Source organism: Leptothrix sp. (in: b-proteobacteria) (genome assembly GCF_965250675.1).
Classification (GTDB): Bacteria; Pseudomonadota; Gammaproteobacteria; order Burkholderiales; family Burkholderiaceae_C; genus Sphaerotilus.
Genome location: NZ_CBDFPH010000003.1, coordinates 263783 through 283966 on the forward strand (window position 1 = coordinate 263783; position 20184 = coordinate 283966).

Annotated in this window: 17 protein-coding genes; 6 read left to right on the forward strand and 11 right to left on the reverse strand. The window is 68.7% G+C overall.

Translation table 11 applies throughout. From position 1 onward, the window contains the following. Positions 1–8: 8 nt before the first annotated feature. Both purU and AC5IG3_RS06760 read left to right on the forward strand, forming a co-directional pair. Positions 9–857, forward strand: a complete 849-nt coding sequence (gene purU, locus AC5IG3_RS06755; protein ID WP_491905515.1) for a formyltetrahydrofolate deformylase — start codon at positions 9–11, stop codon at positions 855–857. Positions 858–874: 17 nt separating this feature from the next. Continuing rightward, positions 875–1528 (forward strand): SGNH/GDSL hydrolase family protein, encoded by a 654-nt coding sequence (locus AC5IG3_RS06760; protein ID WP_491905516.1) that lies wholly within the window; start codon positions 875–877, stop codon positions 1526–1528. Between the two features lie 54 nt (positions 1529–1582). Here AC5IG3_RS06760 and AC5IG3_RS06765 read toward each other — a convergent pair whose 3' ends face one another. The 6 genes from AC5IG3_RS06765 to AC5IG3_RS06790 form a co-directional block, all read right to left on the reverse strand. Further along, on the reverse strand, positions 1583–2446 hold the full coding sequence (locus AC5IG3_RS06765; protein WP_491905517.1) for a fumarylacetoacetate hydrolase family protein: 864 nt from the start codon (positions 2444–2446) through the stop codon (positions 1583–1585). A gap of 47 nt (positions 2447–2493) precedes the next feature. Further along, positions 2494–3249: an SDR family oxidoreductase gene (locus AC5IG3_RS06770; protein WP_491905518.1), complete on the reverse strand. Its 756-nt coding sequence runs from the start codon at positions 3247–3249 to the stop codon at positions 2494–2496. Between the two features lie 41 nt (positions 3250–3290). Beyond that, the gene (locus tag AC5IG3_RS06775) at positions 3291–4700 is read right to left on the reverse strand and encodes an FAD-binding oxidoreductase (protein ID WP_491905519.1); all 1410 of its coding nucleotides are present in this window, start codon (positions 4698–4700) and stop codon (positions 3291–3293) included. A 2-nt stretch (positions 4701–4702) separates the two neighbouring features. Continuing rightward, on the reverse strand, positions 4703–5923 hold the full coding sequence (locus AC5IG3_RS06780) for a fumarylacetoacetate hydrolase family protein (RefSeq protein WP_491905520.1): 1221 nt from the start codon (positions 5921–5923) through the stop codon (positions 4703–4705). A gap of 67 nt (positions 5924–5990) precedes the next feature. Then, entirely contained in the window at positions 5991–7772 is a 1782-nt protein-coding gene (locus AC5IG3_RS06785; protein WP_491905521.1) for an IlvD/Edd family dehydratase, read from the reverse strand. Between the two features lie 97 nt (positions 7773–7869). After that, positions 7870–8880 (reverse strand): TRAP transporter substrate-binding protein, encoded by a 1011-nt coding sequence (locus AC5IG3_RS06790; protein ID WP_491905522.1) that lies wholly within the window; start codon positions 8878–8880, stop codon positions 7870–7872. Positions 8881–9067: 187 nt separating this feature from the next. Between AC5IG3_RS06790 and AC5IG3_RS06795 the strand changes: the two genes are divergently transcribed. After that, the gene (locus AC5IG3_RS06795) at positions 9068–10000 is read left to right on the forward strand and encodes a LysR substrate-binding domain-containing protein (RefSeq protein ID WP_491905660.1); all 933 of its coding nucleotides are present in this window, start codon (positions 9068–9070) and stop codon (positions 9998–10000) included. A 6-nt stretch (positions 10001–10006) separates the two neighbouring features. Here the strand turns inward: AC5IG3_RS06795 and AC5IG3_RS06800 are convergent, their stop codons facing one another. From AC5IG3_RS06800 to AC5IG3_RS06820, 5 genes are all read right to left on the reverse strand, one after another. Continuing rightward, positions 10007–11590 (reverse strand): aldehyde dehydrogenase (NADP(+)), encoded by a 1584-nt coding sequence (locus tag AC5IG3_RS06800; protein WP_491905523.1) that lies wholly within the window; start codon positions 11588–11590, stop codon positions 10007–10009. A gap of 161 nt (positions 11591–11751) precedes the next feature. Next, positions 11752–13014: a putative Na+/H+ antiporter gene (locus AC5IG3_RS06805; RefSeq protein WP_491905524.1), complete on the reverse strand. Its 1263-nt coding sequence runs from the start codon at positions 13012–13014 to the stop codon at positions 11752–11754. Positions 13015–13156: 142 nt separating this feature from the next. Next, positions 13157–14110, reverse strand: a complete 954-nt coding sequence (locus AC5IG3_RS06810; protein WP_491905661.1) for a Bug family tripartite tricarboxylate transporter substrate binding protein — start codon at positions 14108–14110, stop codon at positions 13157–13159. A 100-nt stretch (positions 14111–14210) separates the two neighbouring features. Continuing rightward, positions 14211–15461 (reverse strand): glycerate kinase type-2 family protein, encoded by a 1251-nt coding sequence (locus tag AC5IG3_RS06815; protein WP_491905662.1) that lies wholly within the window; start codon positions 15459–15461, stop codon positions 14211–14213. A 67-nt stretch (positions 15462–15528) separates the two neighbouring features. Next, positions 15529–16605, reverse strand: coding sequence for a tartrate dehydrogenase (locus AC5IG3_RS06820; protein ID WP_491905525.1), 1077 nt, complete (start codon positions 16603–16605; stop codon positions 15529–15531). Positions 16606–16720: 115 nt separating this feature from the next. On the opposite strand from AC5IG3_RS06820, the gene AC5IG3_RS06825 reads away from it, so the two are divergent. The 3 genes from AC5IG3_RS06825 to AC5IG3_RS06835 all read left to right on the forward strand — a co-directional run bounded on the left by AC5IG3_RS06825 (position 16721) and on the right by AC5IG3_RS06835 (position 20138). Then, a complete protein-coding gene (locus tag AC5IG3_RS06825) occupies positions 16721–17650 on the forward strand; it encodes a LysR substrate-binding domain-containing protein (protein WP_491905526.1) in 930 nt (309 codons plus the stop codon). A 220-nt stretch (positions 17651–17870) separates the two neighbouring features. Continuing rightward, positions 17871–19361 (forward strand): TolC family protein, encoded by a 1491-nt coding sequence (locus tag AC5IG3_RS06830; RefSeq protein ID WP_491905527.1) that lies wholly within the window; start codon positions 17871–17873, stop codon positions 19359–19361. Positions 19362–19379: 18 nt separating this feature from the next. Continuing rightward, entirely contained in the window at positions 19380–20138 is a 759-nt protein-coding gene (locus AC5IG3_RS06835) for an efflux RND transporter periplasmic adaptor subunit (protein ID WP_491905528.1), read from the forward strand. Positions 20139–20184: the final 46 nt, after the last annotated feature.

The following is a 20184-nucleotide window of genomic DNA, read 5'->3' on the forward strand; positions in this document are numbered from 1 at the left end:
GAACCCCGATGCACACCTCCTTCATCCTGACCCTGTCCTGCCCCGACAAACCGGGCATCGTGCATGCCGTCTCCGGCCTGCTGCTGCAACACGGCGCCAACATCGAGGAAGCGGCCCAGCACCAGGACACACGCACGGCGCAGTTCTTCATGCGCGTGCAGTTCCGCTGCGCCAGCGCCGTGCAGGACGACTTGAGCGCCGCGCTCGCCGCGCTGGCCAGCGACTGGTCCATGACCACCGGCCTCTACCCGCAGCACAAGCCCGTGCCCACCGTCATCATGGTGAGCCAGCACGGCCACTGCCTCAACGACCTGCTGTTCCGCTGGAAGTCGGGCCTGCTGCCCATCGAGCCCAGGGCCATCATCTCCAACCACCGCGATTTCTACAAACTGGCGGCCAGCCACGACGTGCCCTTCCACCACGTGCCCATCAGCGCGGCGACCAAGCCCGAGGCCGAAGCGCGGCAGCTGGAAATCATTGCCAAGGAAGGCGCGGAGCTGGTGATCCTGGCGCGCTACATGCAAGTGCTGTCGGACCCGATGTGCCGGGCGCTCGCCGGCCGGGCGATCAACATCCACCACAGCTTCCTGCCCAGCTTCAAGGGCGCCCGGCCGTATTACCAGGCGCATGACCGTGGCGTGAAGCTGATCGGCGCAACCGCGCACTACGTGACGGCGCATCTGGACGAAGGCCCGATCATCGAGCAGGACGTCGCCCGGGTCGACCACAGCCGCACGCCCGAGGACCTCACCGCCACGGGCCGCGACACCGAGAGCCAGGTGCTGGCCCGCGCCGTGAAGTGGCACACCGAGCGCCGCGTGCTGCTCAACGGGCACAGTACGGTGGTCTTCAACTGACCGAGCCCGAGGCCGCCATGAAATCCGTCCTGTGTTTTGGTGACTCCAACACCTTCGGCACCGCACCCATGCCCGCACTGGGCCAGGAGTTGCGCTGGCCTTTCGAGCAACGCTGGCCCGGTGTGTTGCAGGGCGAACTTCAAGGCGCGCCCGGATCAGACTGGCGGGTGGTCGAGGAAGGCCTGCCCGGCCGCACCATCGGCCGCGACGACCCGGTCGAAGGCGCCGACCGCAACGCGCTGCGCTACCTGCCGGCGTGCCTGCAATCGCATCGACCGCTGGACGCGGTCGTCTTCATGCTCGGCACCAACGACCTCAAGGCGCGCTTCCATCTGAGCGCCGAGGCCATCGCCCACGGCGTGCACGGCCTGATCGACGCCGTGCTCGTCAACAGCCGGCCCGAGGCGCCTGCGCCGCGCATGCTGGTGATCAGCCCGGCGCCGGTGCTGGAGCGCGGCTGCCTGGCCGGCTTCTTCACCGGCGCCGAGTCCAAGGCGCCGCAGATGGCCCAGGCCATGGCGGCGGTCTGCCGCAGCCGTGGGGTCGATTTTCTGGACGCGAGCGGGCACATCCAGGTCAGCCCGATGGATGGCGTGCATCTGGATGTTGAGGCCCACCTCGCGCTGGGCCACTGGGTGGCCCGCTGGGTGCTCGGGACTGCGTCGCACTGAACAGCCCCATGACCTCGCCAACAGTCGCGGGGGGCAGGCACGGCACGCCTTGACTCAACCGTCGATCAGCGCCGGATCCCAGGCGTACACGGTCTGCTGCTGGTCGCCCAGCTTCTCGATGCCCAGCGTGATGACGTCGCCGGCCTTGAGGAACTCGGGGGTGGGCTTCTGGCCCATGCCCACGCCCGGCGGCGTGCCGGTGGTGATCACGTCGCCCGGCTCCAGCGTCATGAAGCGGCTCAGGTAGCTGACGATCTGGGCCACCGTGAAGATCATGGTGCGGGTGCTGCCGGTCTGCTTGCGCACGCCGTTGACGTCCAGCCACATCGACAGGTTCTGCGGGTCGCCCACCTCGTCGGCGCTGACCAGCCAGGGGCCGATCGGGCCGAAGGTGTCGCAGCCCTTGCCCTTGTCCCAGGTGCCGCCGCGCTCGAGCTGGTATTCGCGCTCGGACACGTCGTTGATGGTGCAGTAGCCGGCCACGTGAGCGAGCGCGTCGGCCTCGCTGACGTAACGTGCCCGGCTGCCGATCACCACGCCGAGTTCGACCTCCCAGTCGGACTTGACCGAGCCCTGCGGCAGCACCACCGGGTGGTTGCAGCCGACGGCGCTGTCGACCGTCTTGGTGAAGACGATCGGCTCCTTGGGGATCGGCATGTTCGCTTCCGCCGCGTGGTCGGCGTAGTTCAGGCCGATGGCGATGAACTTGCGCATGCCGGTCCAGGGCACCGCGAGGCGCCCTTGGGGGACGACGGGCAGCGTGCCGGCGTCGATGCTGGCCAGCGCGGCCAGGCCGGCGGGCGAGAGGGTGGCCGGGCCGATGTCGACCAGCAGCGCGCTGAGGTCGCGCAGCGTGCCGTCGGTGTGCAGCAGGGCGGGCTTTTCCTGGCCCTTGGGGCCGTGGCGGAGGAGCTTCATGGGGAGGTTCCTGAAAGGCGTTGGGTCGGTGGAAGTGTCGAGGACGTTCAGATCGCCCAGCCGCCGTCGATCAGCTGGGTCGTGCCGGTGGTGAAGGCCGATTCGTCGCTGGCCAGGTACAGCGCCAGCGCGGCGATCTCCTCGGGCCGGCCCAGCCGGCCCATGGGCTGGCGGGCGTTGAAGGCGGCCTGCACCGCCTCCAGGCTCTGGCCGCTGGCCTCGGCCTGGGCGGCCATGCGCTGGGCCAGCGAGGGCGAGGCCACGGTGCCCGGGCAGATCGCGTTGCAGCGGATGCCGCGGGTCACGTAGTCGGCCGCCACGGATTTGGTCAGCCCCACCACGGCGGCCTTGGTGGCCATGTAGATGAAGCGGTTGGGCGCGCCCTTGAGCGCGCCGACGATCGAGGCCACGTTGATGATCGAGCCGCCGCCCTGGGCCAGCATGCCCGGCAGGAAGGCCCGGATCAGGCGGTACTGCGAGCGCACGTTGAGGTTGAAGGCGAAGTCCCACTCGGCCTCGGTGCTCTCCAGGATGGAGCCGGCGTGCACGTAGCCCGCGCCGTTGAACAGCACCTGGATGCTGCCCACCTCGGCGGCCAGGCGGGCGATGGCGTCGCCGTCGGTCACGTCCAGCACGTGGGTGCTGCAGCCGGTCTCGGCCTGCAGCGAGGCCAGGGCCTCGGCGTTCACGTCGGTGGCGATGACGCGGGCCCCCTCGGTGGCAAAGGCGACGGCGGTGGCGCGGCCGATGCCCTGGCCCGCGGCGGTGAGAAAGGCGGTCTTGCCCGCCAGGCGTCGTGACATGGAATGGTCTCCTGGGTGATCCGGATCGGGGGCAAGGCCGCTCAGAGCACCTTGCCGGGGTTGAGCAGGCCCTGCGGGTCGATGGCGTTCTTCAGCAGCCGCATCAGCGCGATCTCCTCGGGCGAGCGGGCGTGGCCCAGCCATTCGCGCTTGAGCGTGCCGATGCCGTGTTCGGCCGAGACGGTGCCACCGAACTCGCGCACCAGGCCGTAGACGATGGCGTTCACGCCGTCCTTGGGCTGCTTGGGCGCGCCCGGCAGGTGGGCGATGATGTGCAGGTTGCCATCGCCGATGTGGCCGTAATAGAAGCTGTCGATGCCCGGAAAGGCCTCGGCCAACGCGGCGCGGCAGCGGATCACATAGTCCTCCATGCGCGCCACCGGCAGGCCGACGTCGTAGGCCAGGTGGCCGGGCCACAGCGGGTAGAACTCGCCGCTGGCGTCACGCAGCGCCCAGAAGGCCTTGGCGTCCGCCAGCGACTGCGCGATGGCCGCATTGGGCACCACGCCGTCTTCCAGCAACCGGCCCAGCCAGGCCTCGAAGCGCGGCGTGTCCTGCGCCTCGTCGGTGCCCAGGGCTTCCACCAGCACGTAGGCGCCGTAGGGTGTGGCGTCGTCGGCCAGCGGATTGCGGGCGCGTGGCGCATGGGTGTTGGCAAACTGCCAGAATTCCGGCCACATGACCTCGAAGGCTGACAGCAGCGGGCCCAGGTTCCGGCGGGCCGAGTTCAGCAGCGCCAGCACGTCGTCGTAGCCGTTGACCGCGCACAGCGCCACCAGGGTCGAGGCCGGCTTGGGGTACAGGCGCAGCACCACGCGGGTGATGATGCCCAGCGTGCCCTCGCTGCCGATGAACAGGTGCTTGAGGTCGAAGCCCGCGTTGTTCTTGATCATCTTGTTGAGGCTGGTGACCACGCTGCCGTCGGGCAGCACCACCTCGATGCCCAGCACCATCTCGCGCGCCATGCCGTAGCGGATCACGCGGTTGCCGCCGGCGTTGGTGGCCAGGTTGCCGCCGATGGCACACGAGCCACGTGCGCCCAGGTCGAGCGGGCAGAAGAAGCCAGCGTCCGACGCAGCCTGCTGCACCGTCTCCAGCGGCGTGCCGGCGCGCACCGTCAGCGTGGCGGCGGCGGGGTCGATCTCCTCGATGCCCACCAGGCGCTCCAGCGACAGCGCCACCTGGCCGGGCGCCGCCCGTGCGCCACCACACAGCCCGGTCAGGCCGCCCTGCGGCACCACCGCGACGCCGTGGGCGTGGCAGATGCGCAGGGCCGCGGCCACGCCGGCGGTGTCGGCCGGGCGCACCACCACCAGCGGCACGCTGGCCGGCAGGCCGCTGGCGTCGTTGTGGTTGCGCACCGGCAGGTCGGCACCCGCCAGCACGGCCTGCGGGCCGAGTTCGGCCAGCAGGGCCTCGATGACCGCCGAGGACGGAAGGGTCGAGCCCATGCTCAGAGCGCCGAACCGTTCAGCAGCCCGCGTGCGGCCAGGTTGGCGATGAAGGCGCGCAGGCCGAAGCGCCAGGGCGGCGCGGTCTCGCTGTGGGTGACGCGGTTGTGCAGAGCGCCCAGCCAGGCGCTCTGGATCGTGACCACATCGCCGAGCTTGTGGGTGAAGCCGCCGCCAGGCTGGTCGCGGTCTTCGATCGGCGCGAACAGCGTGCCCAGGAACAGCATGAAGCCGTCCGGGTACTGGTGCGCGGCCAGGGTCTGCGCCACCAGGTCGGCCGGGTCGCGGCTGATGCTGGCCATGGTGTTGATGCCACGCAGCTCGAAGCCGTCCACGCCCGCCACGCGCAGGTTCACGGTCTCGCGGCGCACCTCGTCGAGGCTGAAGCCGGCGTCGAACAGGCGGATGAACGGGCCGATCGCGCAAGATGCGTTGTTGTCCTTGGCCTTGCCCAGCAGCAGCGCGCTGCGGCCTTCGATGTCACGCAGATTGACGTCGTTGCCGAGCGTGGCGCCGACGATGTCGCCGCGGCTGTTGACCGCCAGCACCACCTCCGGCTCGGGGTTGTTCCAGGCCGAATCGGCGCGGATGCCGATGTCCTCGCCGCAGCCCACCGAGGCCAGCACCGGCGCCTTGGTGAAGACCTCGGCGTCCGGGCCGATGCCCACCTCCAGGTACTGCGACCACAGGCCCTTCTGCTGCAGCAGGGCTTTGAGCGCCATCGCCTGCGGCGAGCCGGGGCGGATGTCGGCCAGGCTGGCGCCGATCAGCTCGGTCACCTGCGCACGCAAGCCCTGGGCGCGGCTGGCGTCACCGCGCGCCTGCTCCTCGATCACGCGCTCGATCAGGCTGGCGGCAAAGGTCACGCCGGCCGCCTTCACCACCTGCAGGTCGCACGGCGCCAGCAGCCAGGGCAGCGCCTCGTCGCGGCTGCCGGGCAGGCTGTTGGCCAGCAGTTTGTCGACGCTGCACAGGCGCTGGCCCGGTGCCGCACGCGCGGCCTGGTCGGGCTGGGCGGTATCGAGCAGCGTGCTCATGGTCGGGTAGTGCGCGCTCAGGTCGAACACGCCTTCAGGCCGCAAGGCCACCACAGCCGGCCCGGTGCCGACTATCCAGACCCGGCCGACCAAGGTGCCGGCCAGGCCGTCATCGGGCAGGATCTGGCCGGGTGTCAGGCCACTGGCCGACGAGGCCGCTGCTGCTGCCGTTGCTACGTGACTCATGAGATGTCTTCCTTCGAGGTTTCGAACGGCTGGCCATGCAGCGGCTCCGCCCGGGGCGGAGCGAGGCTCAGTGGTTGTGACGTGGCGTCGTTTCCGAGATGCGCCGGTAGTCGAGCGCGAAATCCAGCGTGGCGCCGTCGACCAGCTGGCCGGTCTTCTCGCGGTACAGCGCTTCCCAGGGCGAATGGGTCTTGGGGATCGGAGGCGCGGGCAGCTCGCGGCGGCGGCGTTCGATCTCCTCGGCCGCCACCAGTGCGTCGCAGCGGCCGGCGTTGAGGTCGATGCGGATCAGGTCGCCGCTCTGCAGCCAGCTCAGGCCCCCGCCCACCGCGCTCTCGGGCGAGCAGTTGAGGATCGACGGACTGTCCGCGGTGCCGGACTGGCGGCCGTCGCCCAGCGTCGGCAGCGTCATGATGCCGCGCTGGATCAGCGCATCGGGCGGCTGCATGTTGACCACCTCGGCCGAGCCCGGCCAGCCGATCGGGCCGGCGCCGCGCATCACCAGGATGCAGTCCTCGTCGATGTCCAGGGCCGGATCGTTGATGCGGTGGTGGTAGTCGTCGGCGCCCTCGAACACCACGGCGCGGCCCTCGAAGATGCCCTCGGCGCCCGGCCGGTTCAGGTAGCGCTCGCGGAAACGCTCGGAGATCACCGACGTCTTCATGATGCCGAAGTCGAACAGGTTGCCGCTCAGCACCAGGAAGCCGGCCTTCTGCATCAGCGGCGCGTCGAACCGGTAGATCACCTCGCGGTCGCGGGTCTCGCGGCCTTGCAGGTTCTCGGCCATGCTGCGGCCGGTGACGCTGAGGCACTCGCCGTGCAGGCGGCCGGCCTGCTGCAGCTCCCACATCAGCGCCGGCACGCCGCCGGCACGGAAGAAACGTTCGCCCAGGAATTGGCCAGCCGGCTGCATGTTGAGCAGCAGCGGCAGGTCGTAGGCGTGCTCGGTCCAGTCCTGCGGATTCAGCTCGACCCCGGCGTGGCGGGCCATCGCCATGATGTGCACCTGCGCGTTGCTGGAGCCGCCCGCGCAGCTGATCACCGACAGCGCGTTGAGAAAGCTCTCGCGCGTCAGGATGCGCGACGGGCGCAGATCCTCGTAGGCCATCTCGACGATGCGCCGGCCGGTCTCGTAGGCCATCTGGCCGCGCTCGCGGTAGGGCGCGGGGATCGCGGCGCAGCCGGGCAGAGACAGCCCCAGCGCCTCGGCCACCGCGTTCATGGTCGATGCCGTGCCCATGGTGTTGCAGTGGCCCGCCGAGGGCGCGCTGCTGCAGGCGCGCTGCAGGAATTCTTCTTCGTCGATCTCGCCGGCGGCCAACTGGCGGCGGCTGCGCCAGATCACGGTGCCCGAGCCGACCAGCTCGCCGTCGTGCCAGCCGTCGAGCATCGGCCCGCCCGACAGCACGATGGCCGGGATGTCGACGGTCGACGCCGCCATCACGCCGGCCGGCGTGGTCTTGTCGCAGCCGGTGGTCAGCACCACGGCATCGATCGGGTAGCCGTACAGGATCTCGACCAGGCCGAGGTAGGCCAGGTTGCGGTCGAGCGCCGCAGTCGGGCGGCGGCAGTTCTCGAAGATCGGGTGGACCGGGAACTCCATCGGGATGCCACCCGCATCGCGGATGCCGTCACGCACGCGTTTGGCCAGGTCCAGGTGGATGCGGTTGCAGGGCGACAGGTCGCTGCCGGTCTGCGCGATGCCGATGATGGGCCGGCCCGAGCGCAGCTCCTCGGGCGTCAACCCGTAGTTCATGAAACGTTCGAGGTAGAGCGCGGTCATGTCCGAGCGGGCGGGGTCGGCGAACCACTCGCGCGAGCGGAAGGGTCGGGCGGGTTTCTTGTCCATGTCGTCGGGCCGTCGGGCAGAGGTAAGAGCAGCGGGGTGGGAACAGCGGTATCAGGCGGGCACGTGCGGCACGGGGCCGCCCTGCCCGCCCTCGACCTTACTTGGCGGTGCCGCGCACCTTGGCCAGCTCGCTCATCAGCTCGGCCGTGGTGTCCTCGCCGAACTCCTTGCCGAACTTGGCCACGACCGGCTGCAGCTTGGCGCGCATCTTGGCCTGCTCGGCGGCGGGCAACTCGGTGACCTGCATGCCGACCTTCTTGAGCTCACCCAGCGCCTTGTCGCCGAAGGCGCGGATGGTCTTGCGTTCGAACAGCGTGGCCTCGCGCGCAGCCTCCTGCACGATCTTCTGCTCCTGTGCCGACAGGCTGTCCCAGGTCTTCTTGGACATCAGCAGCGCCCAGGCGCTGTACATGTGGCGCGACAGCACCAGGTGCTTCTGCACCTCGTAGAACTTGCTGGCCAGGATGGTGGCGGGCGGGTTCTCCTGGCCGTCCACGGCGGCCTGCTCCATCGCCGAATACAGTTCGGTGAAGGGCATCGGGGTGGCGTTGGCACCCAGCGCGCTGAAGGTATCCAGGAACAGCGGGTTCTGGATCACGCGCAGCTTGAGGCCGGCCAGGTCGTCGGCCTTGGTGATCGGGCGACGCGAGTTGGTGACGTGGCGGAAGCCGTTTTCCCAGTAGCCCAGGCCGACCAGGCCCTTCTCGGGCAACTTGGCCAGCAGCTTCTGACCCAGCGGGCCGTCGAGCACGGCATCGGCTTCGAGTTCGCTGTTGAAGGTCAGCGGCAGGTTGATCACGCCAAAGGGCTTGACGATCGACACCAGCGTGGAGGTGTCAGGCACCGTCATCTCCAGCGTGCCGCCACGCAGCGCCGAGGTCATGGTCAGGTCGTTGCCCAGCGTGCCGCTGGCAAACAGCTTGGCGGTCATCTTGCCGCCGCTCTTGGCCGAAAGCAGTTCGGCGAAATGCTTGACGGACTGGCCCTGGGGGTGGTCTTCGCTCAGGCCGATGCCGACCTTGAAGACGTGTTCCTTGATTTGTGCCGAGACCGAACCGGTGAACGCAGCCAGAACCGCAGCGGCAACGACGAGGGATTTCAACTTCATGAATGTCTCCAATGGAATGACTTTGTCGCGATGGATGGCCCATCGGCGCCTTGCTCGCCCTCTCCAGGACCTTCTCGACGCAGGATGAAGGTTAGGCCTGGGGCCCACCGGGGTCCACTCAATCTTTTGCTAGCATCGATTCCAAACACTTATGACTTCAGACACTTTTCCGGGTAAACCCTTGTCCATGACGCAGGCCTGCGGGCGGCTGCGCTTCCGGCACCTGCAGTTCCTGGACATCCTCGGCCAGACCCGCAATCTGCGGGTCACCGCCGAGCAGATGCACATCACGCAGCCGGCAGCCACCAAGATCCTGATGGACATCGAGGAGATCCTGGGGTCGCGCCTGTTCGATCGCCTGTCGCGCGGCATGCGGCCCAACGAACTGGGGCTGTTCACGCTGCGCTATGCCGGCGTGGCGCTGGCGGGCCATCACAAGTTCGTGGATGAATTCAATGCGCTCAAGCAGGGGGGCCATGGTCACCTGGCCATCGGCGCAATCACGGGTTCGGCCGCGCACCTACTGACGGCCTCGGTGGTGGAGATCCAGCGCCTGCGTCCGCTGCTGGTGCTCAAGATCCTGGAGCAGAGCAGCGACCAGCTCGTGGTCTGGCTGGCCGAACGCAAGATCGACCTGATGATCGGACGCTTCACGGACGAATCGCAGCGCTCCCAATTCAACTATGAACGGCTCTCCAGCGAACAGCTGCAGGTGGTGGCCGGGCTGCATCACCCCTTGCGGGGCGCACCGGACCTGGAGCTGACCCAGCTGTCCCGCTGGCCGTGGATCCTCTACCCGGCCTCGACGGCAGTGCGCAAGGTGTCTGACGACATCTTCGGCAGCACCGGCCTGGCGCTCACGTCGGGGGTGGTCGAGACACCCTCTTTCCTGTTCGCGCTGGAGCTGATGCAGATCACCGACATGCTGTCGCTGCAGCCGGCGGCCCTGGTGGACAAGTACGTCAACAAGGGCCTGCTGACCCGGATTCCCGTCGAGTTGCCGGACCGCATGCCGGACTACGGCCTGATCACGCGCCTGGGCGAGCCGCCGACACCTGCCGCGCAGGCCTTCATGGACGTGCTGCGGGCCAAGGCGGACGGCGCTGTCGCCACCGGCTGAGCGGGTTCAGCTCAGGCGGTCGCGCGTCTTCACGCCGTCCACCAGGCGGTCGATGCCCAGCGGATTGGCGTTCTTGAGCGCGTCGGGCAGCAAGGCATCGGGAAAGTTCTGGAAGCAGACCGGGCGCAGGAAACGATCGATCGCCAGGCTGCCCACCGAGGTGCCGCGGGCGTCGGAGGTGGCCGGATAGGGGCCGCCGTGAACCATCGCATCGCAGACCTCCACGCCCGTCGGGTAGCCGTTGAGCAGCAGGCGCCCGACCTTTTCTTCCAGCAGCGCCAGGAGGTCGGTGGACGCCAGCAGGTCGGCCGGCTCGCCGATCAGCGTGGCCGTCAACTGACCGCGCAGACCGTGCAAGGCGCGCATCAGTTCAGCCCGATCCGCCACCTCGACCACCACCGTCACCGGGCCGAAAATCTCCTCCTGCAGCAAGGCGTCGCCCGTCAGCAGCAGGCTCGCGTCGGCCTTGAACAGCTGGGACTGCGCCTGGCGCCCGCTCTGCTCGCGGCCCGCCAGTCGCGTCACGCCCGGGTGTGCCAGCAGGGCTTCCAGGCCATGGCAGTAGCTGTCCAGAGTGCCGGTATTGAGCAAAGTCTGCGGAGCCACGTCGGCGATGCGCTGACACAGTTGCTCGACAAAGGCATCGAACTCGGCCGAGCGGATACCGATCACCAGGCCCGGGTTGGTACAGAACTGCCCGGCCCCCAGCACCACCGATGCCGCCAGTTCTGCGGCCACCTGGTCGCCACGTGCCTGCAGCGCCCCGGGCAACAGCACCACCGGGTTGATGCTGCTCATTTCGGCAAACACCGGGATCGGCTGCGGGCGCGCCGCCGCCATGTCGCACAGGGCGCGACCGCCCCGCAGCGAGCCGGTGAAGCCGACCGCCTGGATCGCCGGGTGCTTGACCAGCCACTCGCCCACGCCGCTGCCATAAACCATGTTGAACACACCGGCAGGCATGCCGGTGCGCACGGCGGCACGCAGGATGGCATCGGCCACGGCTTCGGCCGTCGCCATGTGGCCGCTGTGCGCCTTGAACACGACCGGGCAACCGGCCGCCAGGGCGGCTGCGGTATCACCACCCGCCGTGGAAAACGCCAGCGGGAAATTGCTGGCTCCGAACACCGCCACCGGGCCCACGCCGATGCGGCACTGGCGGATGTCCACGCGCGGCAGCGGCGTGCGCTGCGGCTGCGCGCGGTCGATGCGGGCACCCAGAAAATCACCGCGCCGCAGCACCTTGGCGAACAGGCGCATCTGGCCGCTGGTGCGGCCGCGCTCGCCCTGGATGCGCGCGGCCGGCAAGGCGGTCTCGCGGCAGACGGTCGCGACGAAGGCGTCGTCCAGCACATCCAGCTCGTCGGCAATGGCGTCAAAAAACTGGGCCCGACGCTCCACCGGCAGGCTGCGGTAGGCCGGGAATGCGGCCGCGGCGGCGTGGGCGGCGGCATCCACTTCCGCTGCCGTGGCTTGCACGAAGTGCTGAGGCAGCGCCTCGCCGGTGGTGGCGTCCAGGCTGCGCAGGATGACGGTGCCGGCTGCGCTGCGTCCGCCACCAATGTAGTTATGGCCAGTGTTGTCAGACATGTTGATCTCTAGGGTCCCTGGCAGGGGGCGGAAATGCCCCGCCAGACGAGCGGAAGACGCCCTTGTTCCGCACTGATTCTAGGAAGACAGCCACCGTCCTCCCAATGACAAATTCGGGCTGATCGATAACCAATCGTTATCGAGATCGGCCTTCTCGCCGCTCAAAGCAGCAGCAAGGCCATCGCCGCGATGGCCGTGGGCGCCAGTGCGCCCAGGAACAGACCCCCTGCCCCCACGGACTCGTCTGCAAAGCCCTTGCGCAGCAGCGCCACGCCGGCCGGGTTGGGGGCATTGGCAATCACCGTCAGACCGCCACCGGCAACTGCACCGGCCACCAGCATGTATTTGGCGGGCTCGGAAATGTCGGCGATCAACGAGCCCAGGTAGGTCAGCGCCGCGTTGTCCGTCAATGCGGTGAGCGCGAGTGCGCCAAAAAACAGGGCCACAGGCTCCAGCCCCGACACCAGCGGCTGCAGCCACCAGCGCTGCAAGCCGCCCAGAACCACCAGGCCGGCCAAAAAGAAGGCGACCAGCAGCGCCTCCTTGATGAGCAGCGGGTTCTGGTGCCGCTCGTAGGCTTGCGAGAAGCCCAGGAACAACAGGAACAGCGCCAGAAATGCCACGGGATGGTGGGCCAACACCACCACGCCTGCCAGCAGCGCAAGGTGCACGACAGTGATCGACAGTGGCACCTTGCGCCGCAGGTCACCGCCCTGTTCAAGCGGTGCCGCCGGGCGAAGATGGGCGCGCAACAGCCAGGTGGCGATCGTGGCGTTCAACAGCACGGCCCAGGCGGCTTTCCAGCCGAAGTGGCTGAGCATGAAGGCGCTGTCCCATTGCCAGGTGGTGGCCACCATGAGCACCGGCGGCGCGGCATAGGAGGTGAGCGTGCCGCCGATCGATACATTCACGAAGAGCACACCCAGCGCGAAATACTTCAATCGCTCCGGCATGTCAGGCCGGAACACCAGCGGTGCCAGCAGCAGCGAGGCAATGGTCATGGCCGCCGGCTCAGTCACCAGCGAACCCATCAGCGGCACGGCCGCCAGCCCTAACCAGGCCGTCATCAGATGCGCAGCCTTCGGCATCCACTGCGCTACCCCGTTGACCAGGCCGAACACGGCAATCAGCACCGGTCGCGAACCCGCGATCACCATCACCACGAAAACAAACAGGGGTTCGGTGTAATTTCGGGATTCGGCATAGCTCAGCGCCTCAGCGCTGCCCACTGTCAAAGCCATGATCAAGACCAGCACGATGGCCCAGAAGCCGAACACCACCTCCACTTCACCCAGCAGATGGAACACGCCCGCGTGCTGCGGGTAGCGGTGCGACAACCGCTCGAACTGCTTGGCTGCAAAGGTATGCACCAAAGCCACGGCGAATAGCGTGGTGGCAATGGTCTGGATGAGGTCAGGTGTCATGGGTGATCCGGTCAACAGCAATACCACGAGGCGGCCCGACCTACGTGAACGACCTGATGCGCAATTTTCCGCGCAGCACCCATTGCTTCCAGTCTAACTGGGGGCAGGCGTACCGGTTCAGCGCCGGATCAACACGGGCCCGTCACTCGATCGTCACCTTGGCGTCCTTGACCAGCCTGGCGAACTTCTCGGTCTCGCTCTTGATCTGCTGGGCCATCTGCTCGGCGCTGTTGCCGATGGGCTCGGCCCCGATCTCGTCCATGCGCTTGCGGAACTCCGGCGACTGGATGATCTTGACCATCTCGGTGTTGAGTCGCGCCACCAGATCCTTGGGCGTGGCCGCCGGCGCCAGCACGCCGAACCAGGTGCCGATGTTGAAGCCCTTCAGGCCAGCCTCGTCGAGCGTGGGCACATCCGGCAAGGCCGCAGAGCGCCTGGCGGTGGTGACGGCCAGGGCGCGCAGCTTGCCGGCCTTGATATGGGGCAGAACCGGAGTGATCGTGTCGAAGGACATGGTGATCTGGTTGCCCAGCAGGTCGCTGGCCAGCGGGCCGCTGCCCTTGTACGGGACATGGACCAGCTCGACGCCGGCAATGTTCTCGAACTGGGTGCCGATCAGGTGCTGCGCCGTGCCGTTGCCGTTGGAGCCGTAGGTCGACTGCCCCGGCTTGGCCTTGGCCAGCGCCACCAGTTCGGCCACGTTCTTCGCTGGCGTGGCGGCATTGACGACCAGCACGTTGGGCACCAGCGCCACCGTGGTGATCGGCGCGAAATCCTTCTGGAAGTCGTAGGCCAGCTTCTTGTAGACCGCCGGCGCGATGGTGTGGTGCACCGCGCCCATCAGCAGCGTGTAGCCGTCGGGCTTGGACTTGGCGACGTAGTCGGCGCCGAGCGTGGCACCGGCGCCGGGCTTGTTCTCCACGACCACCGGCTGGCCCAGGCTCTGCTGCAGCTTCTCGCCGAGCGCGCGGGCCAGCACGTCGGTGGTGCCACCGGCCGGGAAGGGCACGATCAGGCTGATCGGCTTGCTCGGCCAGGCCTGCGCCATGGCGCTGCCGCCTGAGACGGCCAGGGTCAGTGCGATGGCCTGGACCATGCGGCGGCGGGTGAGGGTGTGGATGTCTTTCATGCTTGTCTCCTGATGGCACTGAGTGCGCTGTGTGAATGGAACTCCGGGATGCCGAAATGGACCCGAATCAACGGTGAGACGGCTGGGTTGCCGCGATGACGATGGCTCTGAAGTCGTTCACGTTGGTCAGCGTCGGGCCGGTGATCACCGAGTCGCCGAGCGCCTCGAAGAAGCCGTGGCCGTCGTTGTGATCGAGGCACTCCCGCGGGCGCAGGCCCAGCGCCCAGGCGCGTTCGAGGGTGTCGGGCGCCAGCAGCGCGCCGGCGATCTCCTCCTGGCCGTCGACGCCGTCGGTGTCGCCCGCCAGCGCGTGGATGCCGGGCGCGCCGTCGAGCGCCACGGCCAGCGCCAGCAGGAATTCGACGTTGCGTCCGCCCCGGCCCTGGCCGCGCAGCGTGACCGTGGTTTCGCCGCCGGACAGCAGCACGCACGGGCCTTCGAAGGGCTGGCCGCGGCGCGCCACCTGCCGCGCGATGCCGGCCAGCGTCTTGGCGACGTCGCGGGCTTCGCCTTCGATCGCGTCGCCGAGGATGTGCACGCGGTAGCCGGCCTCGCGCGCCACGGCGGCGGCGGCTTCGAGCGCCATCTGCGGTGTGGCAACGAAGCGGGTCTCGATCTCGGGCAGGCGCGGGTTGCCGGGCTTGATCGATTCGCCCTCGCCGCTGTCGAGAATCTCGCGCACACGTGGCGGCACCTCGATCGCGTAGCGGCGCAGGATGGCGAGCGCATCGGCACAGGTGCTCGGGTCCGGCACGGTCGGGCCGGAGGCGATGTCGATGGCGTCGTCGCCCGGCACGTCCGACAGCAGCAGGTTGACGATCCGCGCCGGCTGGCAGGCGGCGGCCAGGCGTCCGCCCTTGATGGCCGACAGATGCCGGCGCACGCAGTTCATCTCGCTGATGCTGGCGCCGCTGGCGAGCAGCGCGCGGCTGAGCGCCTGCTTGTCGGCCAGCGTCAGGCCGGTCAGCGCGAGCGGCAGCAGCGACGAGCCGCCACCCGAGATCAGGCACAGCACGAGGTCGTCGGCGGTGAGGCCCTGCACGAGTTGCAGCAGCCGCTCGGCCGCAGCCTCGCCGGCGGCGTCGGGCACCGGGTGCGCGGCCTCGATGATCTCGATGCGCTCGCAGGGCACGGCGTAGCCGTAGCGGGTGACGACCAGGCCCGAGAGCGGCCCCGGCCAGTGCTGTTCGACCGCACGCGCCATCGCCGCCGAGGCCTTGCCGGCGCCAATCACGACCAGCCGGCCCTTGGGTGCGGCCGGCAGGTGTTGCGGCACGCACAGCGCGGGCTGCGCGGCTGCGATCGCCGCGTCGAACATCTGGCGCAGCAGGCTGCGCGGGTCGAGTGGTTTCACGATCGGCGGCGGTGCAAGGCTGCGCGCTGGCTCAGCGGATGTTGCCGGCCAATTGCTGGCAGACCGCCTGCGTGACCTGCGCGGTGGTGGCCTTGCCACCCAGGTCGCCGGTGTGCAGAGCCGGGTTGGCGGTGACGCGCTCGATGGCCTGCATCAGGCGCTGGGCGGCGTCGAGTTCGCCCAGGTGTTCGAGCATCATCACGACCGACCAGAAGGTGCCGACCGGGTTCGCCAGGCCCTTGCCCATGATGTCGAAGGCCGAGCCGTGGATGGGCTCGAACATCGACGGGTAGCGGTGCTCGGGATCGATGTTGCCGGTGGGCGCGATGCCCAGGCTGCCGGCCAGTGCGGCGGCCAGGTCGCTCAGGATGTCGGCGTGCAGGTTGGTGGCCACCAGCGTGTCCAGCGTGGCCGGGCGATTCACCATGCGGGCGGTGCAGGCGTCGACGATTTCCTTGTCCCAGGTGACGTCCGGGAACTCCTTGGAGACCTGCAGCGCGATCTCGTCCCACATCACCATCGCGTGGCGCTGGGCGTTGCTCTTGGTGACGACGGTCAGCAGCTTGCGCGGCCGGCTCTGCGCCAGCTTGAAGGCGAAACGCATGATGCGTTCGACGCCGACGCGGGTCATCATCGTCACGTCGGTGGCGGCCTCGATCGGGTGACCTTGATGCACGCGCCCGCCAACGCCGGAGTATTCGCCCTCGGAGTTCTCGCGCACGATGACCCAGTTCAGGTCTTCGGACTTGCAGCGCTTCAACGGGCCGTCGATGCCGGGCAGGATGCGCGTCGGCCGCACGTTGGCGTACTGGTCGAAGCCCTGGCAGATCTTCAGGCGCAGGCCCCACAGCGTGATGTGGTCGGGGATGGCCGGGTCACCGGCCGAGCCGAACAGGATCGCGTCCTTGCCGCGCAGCGCGTCGAGGCCGTCGGCCGGCATCATCACGCCGTGTTCGCGGTAGTAGTCGCCGCCCCAGTCGAAGTTCTCGAACGAGAAGCGGAAGGCGTTGCTCGAAGCAGCGAGCGCTTCCAGCACCTGCTGGCCGGCCGGAACAACTTCCTTGCCGATGCCGTCTCCGGGGATGGTGGCGATGGAGTAGGTTTTCATGGGGTGTCTCCGTGGATCCGAGGGTGATCGATGACGCACTGTAGAAAGTGGACGCTCCCTGCGCGCACCGCTAAAGTCAATCCATCGTTTACCTGAAGCTAACAATCGAACGCATATGAGTGCCGGTATTCAACCTGCTGATCTGGGCTTCTTCTCGACGCTCGCCAGCGCAGGCAGCCTGAGCGCCGCCGCACGCGAGCTCGGCATCACCACGCCGGCAGTGAGCAAGCATCTGGCGCAGATGGAGTCGCGCGTGGGCGTGTCGCTGGTCAACCGCACCACCCGGCGCATGAGCCTGACGCCCGAGGGCGAGCTGTACCTCGAACACGCACGCCGCATCCTCGGCGAGATCAACGACATGGAGGAGCTGCTGGGCGTCTCCAAGGCCACGCCGAAGGGTCTGCTGCGGGTCAACGCGACGCTCGGCTTCGGCCGCAGTCATGTGGCGCCGCTGATCTCGCGTTTCGTGCGCAAACATCCGCAGGTCGAGGTGCAACTGCAGCTGTCGGTCAACCCGCCCCTGCTGACCGAAGACGTGTTCGATGTCTGCATCCGCTTCGGGGCGCCGCCGGATGCGCGCGTGATCGCCCGCTACATCGCCCCGAACCGGCGGCTGCTGTGCGCCTCACCGGCCTATCTGGCCCAGCACGGTACGCCCAGGGTGCCGAGCGATCTGGCCAAGCACCACTGCATCGGCATCCGCCAGGGCGAGGAAGCCTACGGCGTGTGGCGCCTGACCAGCGGCCGCGGCAAAGCCGCGACCACCGAGGCCATCAAGACCCGCGGCAACCTGACCACCAACGACGGCGAGATCGCCGTCAACTGGGCGCTCGACGGCCACGGCATCCTGATGCGCGCCGAGTGGGACATCGAGCGCTACCTGAAGAGCGGCCGCCTGGTGCAGGTGCTACCGCAGTGCTTCACGCCCGATGCCGACATCCACGCGGTCTACCCGCAGCGCCATCAGCTGGCGGCGCGGGTGCGGGCCTTCGTGGACTTCGTGGCGCTGTCCTTCACGCAGCAGGCGGCGACCGGCAAGTCATGACGCCATGACCCGCCTCGTGGGCGGCGCTCGTCTGGGGAGCACGTGACAGGCCAGGTCACCGCCATAGTCCTCTCGACCGGACAGCCCGGAGAAAACGGGCCCCAACACATCGTTTATCTCCCGACCCTCCTTGAATGAGGGTCATAACATGAAGGGTGGATGTGAGCAATTGCGTCTGCTTCACAACCTTTCGCGCACGCCTGCACCCACGGAGAGTCATTTGTCACGCACACCCCACCTTCGCCTGCTCACCCTGGCCGCCCCCGCCGCGCTGGCCCTGCTGAGCGGTTGCGCCCAGTTGCCGCCGCAAGCTGTGGACGCCGATGCCCACCAAGTCCAGGTCCAGGCCGACCGTGAAGCCGTGCGCCGCAACGTGGCGCCGCTGCGGGCCACGCTGGGGCTCGATGAAGCCATCGCCCGCGCCCTGAAATACAACCTCGACCGCCGCGCCCGTCTGATGGAGCAGGCCATGGCCGTGCAGCAGTACGACGCCAGCCAGTACGACGCCCTGCCGCGCCTGGTGGCGGCCGCCGGCTACTCGGCGCGCGACAGCGACCGCCTGGCGCGCAGCGTCAACTCCGTTACCGGCCAGCAGATCGGTGTCGACCCGTCCGTATCGCAGACCCGCCAGCACACCCTGGCGCAGATGGACCTGACCTGGAACCTGCTCGACTACGGCCTGGCCCGCTACAACACCGAGCAGGCTGGCGACCGCGTGCTGGCTGCGGCCGAGCGCCGCCGCAAAGCCACCCACCTGCTGGTGCAGGACGTGCGCGTGGCCTACTGGCGCGCCGCCAGCGCACAGCGCCTGCGCGACGAAGTCCGCGCCACGCTCACCCTGGCCGAAGAAGCCATGACCGACGCCCGCCAGGCCGAGGAAGAAAAGCTGCGCGCCCCGCTCGACAGCCTGCGCTACCAGCGCCAGCTGACCGAGAACATGCGCCTGCTCGAATCGATCGAGCAGGAGCTGGTCACCGCCCGCTACGACCTGGCCGGCCTGATCAACGCGCCAGTGATGCTGCAGGTCACGCTCGACAGCGACCCCACGCTCGACAACACCGATCTGCTCGCCACCCCGGCCGAGGCCATGGAAGACCAGGCCCTGGCCCAGAACGCTGACCTGCGCGAGCAGGCCTACCAGCGCCGCATTGCCGCCACCGAGGTGCACAAGGTGCTGGCGCGCGCCTACCCCAATCTGAGCTTCAGCCTGGGCGCGCGCTACGACACCGACAGCTATCTGGTGCACAAGAGCTGGAACGAGGCCGGCCTGCAGGCGTCCTACAACCTGTTCAACCTGCTGAGCCTGCCGTCGCAGAAGCGCGCAGCCGAAGCCGGCGTGGCGCTGGCCGACCAGCGTCGCCTGGCCGCGCATGTGGCGGTGGTCACGCAGGTCTATGTGGCCCGCGAGCAGCTCTCCAGCGCACGTCAGCAGTTCAAGCGCGCCCATGCGCTGTGGGCGCTGGACAGCAAGATCACCGAGCAGATGAACCGCCGCGAGCAGGCGCAGGCCGGCTCCAAGCTGGAGCGCGTCGCCGCGCAGACCACCAGCATCATCAGCCTGCTGCGCCGCTACCAGGCGCTGGCCCAGGTGCACGCCGCCACCAGCCGCCTGCAGGCCACGCTGGGCGTTGATCCGCTGCCCGACAGCAGCGACGACCTCACGCTGGAACAGATCAGCACCCAGGTGCGCAGCCGCCTGCTCGGCAGCTGATCCCTGGAAGCTGACGCCATGACGGCCCTGTCCCTCCTCCATCGCCCCGCTCGCCAGCTGCTGGCCTTCATCGGCACGGCGCTGCTGACCACCGCCAGCCTGGCGCAAGGCGCCGACCCCGAGTTGCGCGCCCAACTGACCCCACGCCGCTACACCACGCTGGCCGCCGAGATCGGCGCGCGCGTGCAGCGCCTGACCGTGACCGAAGGCGCCGTCATCCAGGAAGGGCAGACCCTGGTCAGCCTGGACTGCAGCCTGCAGAAAGCCCAGCAGGACCGCGCCCGCGCCACGCTGGACGCGGCGACCAAGCAACTGGCCACCCAGCGCCGCCTGGTCGAGCTCAACGCCACCGGCCGCCAGGAGCTGGACCAGGCCGAGGCCGAGGTGGGCAAGACCCGCGCCGAGCTGACGCAGATCGAGGTCACGCTGGGCAAGTGCGACATCGCCGCACCGTTTGCCGGCCGCGTCGCCGAGCAGAAGGTGCGCGAGCAGCAGTACGTCCAGCCCGGCCAGGCGTTGCTGGAAGTGCTCGATGACAGCGTGCTGGAGGTCGAATTCATCATGCCCTCGCGCTGGCTGCAGAGCGTGCGCGTGGGCAGCACCGTGCGCATCGCCATCGACGAGACCGGCAAGACCTATCCCGCCAAGGTCCAGCGCCTGGGCGCGCGGGTCGACCCGGTCAGCCAGTCGATCAAGGTCATGGCAGCCGTCGACGGCCGCTACGCCGAGCTGATGTCCGGCATGAGCGGCCGCGTGCTGATCAAGCGCGGGCCCTGAGCCACTGAGCCTCGCCACCGCCGGGCGCCGGAATGCGCCCAAGCCG

Bases quoted from the DNA above. Each gene is read 5' to 3' on its own strand.
- purU (WP_491905515.1), top strand. From the start codon at position 9: ATGCACACCTCCTTCATCCTGACCCTGTCCTGCCCCGACAAACCGGGC.
- AC5IG3_RS06760 (WP_491905516.1), top strand. From the start codon at position 875: ATGAAATCCGTCCTGTGTTTTGGTGACTCCAACACCTTCGGCACCGCA.
- AC5IG3_RS06765 (WP_491905517.1), bottom strand. From the start codon at position 2,446: ATGAAGCTCCTCCGCCACGGCCCCAAGGGCCAGGAAAAGCCCGCCCTG.
- AC5IG3_RS06770 (WP_491905518.1), bottom strand. From the start codon at position 3,249: ATGTCACGACGCCTGGCGGGCAAGACCGCCTTTCTCACCGCCGCGGGC.
- AC5IG3_RS06775 (WP_491905519.1), bottom strand. From the start codon at position 4,700: ATGGGCTCGACCCTTCCGTCCTCGGCGGTCATCGAGGCCCTGCTGGCC.
- AC5IG3_RS06780 (WP_491905520.1), bottom strand. From the start codon at position 5,923: ATGAGTCACGTAGCAACGGCAGCAGCAGCGGCCTCGTCGGCCAGTGGC.
- AC5IG3_RS06785 (WP_491905521.1), bottom strand. From the start codon at position 7,772: ATGGACAAGAAACCCGCCCGACCCTTCCGCTCGCGCGAGTGGTTCGCC.
- AC5IG3_RS06790 (WP_491905522.1), bottom strand. From the start codon at position 8,880: ATGAAGTTGAAATCCCTCGTCGTTGCCGCTGCGGTTCTGGCTGCGTTC.
- AC5IG3_RS06795 (WP_491905660.1), top strand. From the start codon at position 9,068: ATGACGCAGGCCTGCGGGCGGCTGCGCTTCCGGCACCTGCAGTTCCTG.
- AC5IG3_RS06800 (WP_491905523.1), bottom strand. From the start codon at position 11,590: ATGTCTGACAACACTGGCCATAACTACATTGGTGGCGGACGCAGCGCA.
- AC5IG3_RS06805 (WP_491905524.1), bottom strand. From the start codon at position 13,014: ATGACACCTGACCTCATCCAGACCATTGCCACCACGCTATTCGCCGTG.
- AC5IG3_RS06810 (WP_491905661.1), bottom strand. From the start codon at position 14,110: ATGGTCCAGGCCATCGCACTGACCCTGGCCGTCTCAGGCGGCAGCGCC.
- AC5IG3_RS06815 (WP_491905662.1), bottom strand. From the start codon at position 15,461: ATGTTCGACGCGGCGATCGCAGCCGCGCAGCCCGCGCTGTGCGTGCCG.
- AC5IG3_RS06820 (WP_491905525.1), bottom strand. From the start codon at position 16,605: ATGAAAACCTACTCCATCGCCACCATCCCCGGAGACGGCATCGGCAAG.
- AC5IG3_RS06825 (WP_491905526.1), top strand. From the start codon at position 16,721: ATGAGTGCCGGTATTCAACCTGCTGATCTGGGCTTCTTCTCGACGCTC.
- AC5IG3_RS06835 (WP_491905528.1), top strand. From the start codon at position 19,380: ATGACGGCCCTGTCCCTCCTCCATCGCCCCGCTCGCCAGCTGCTGGCC.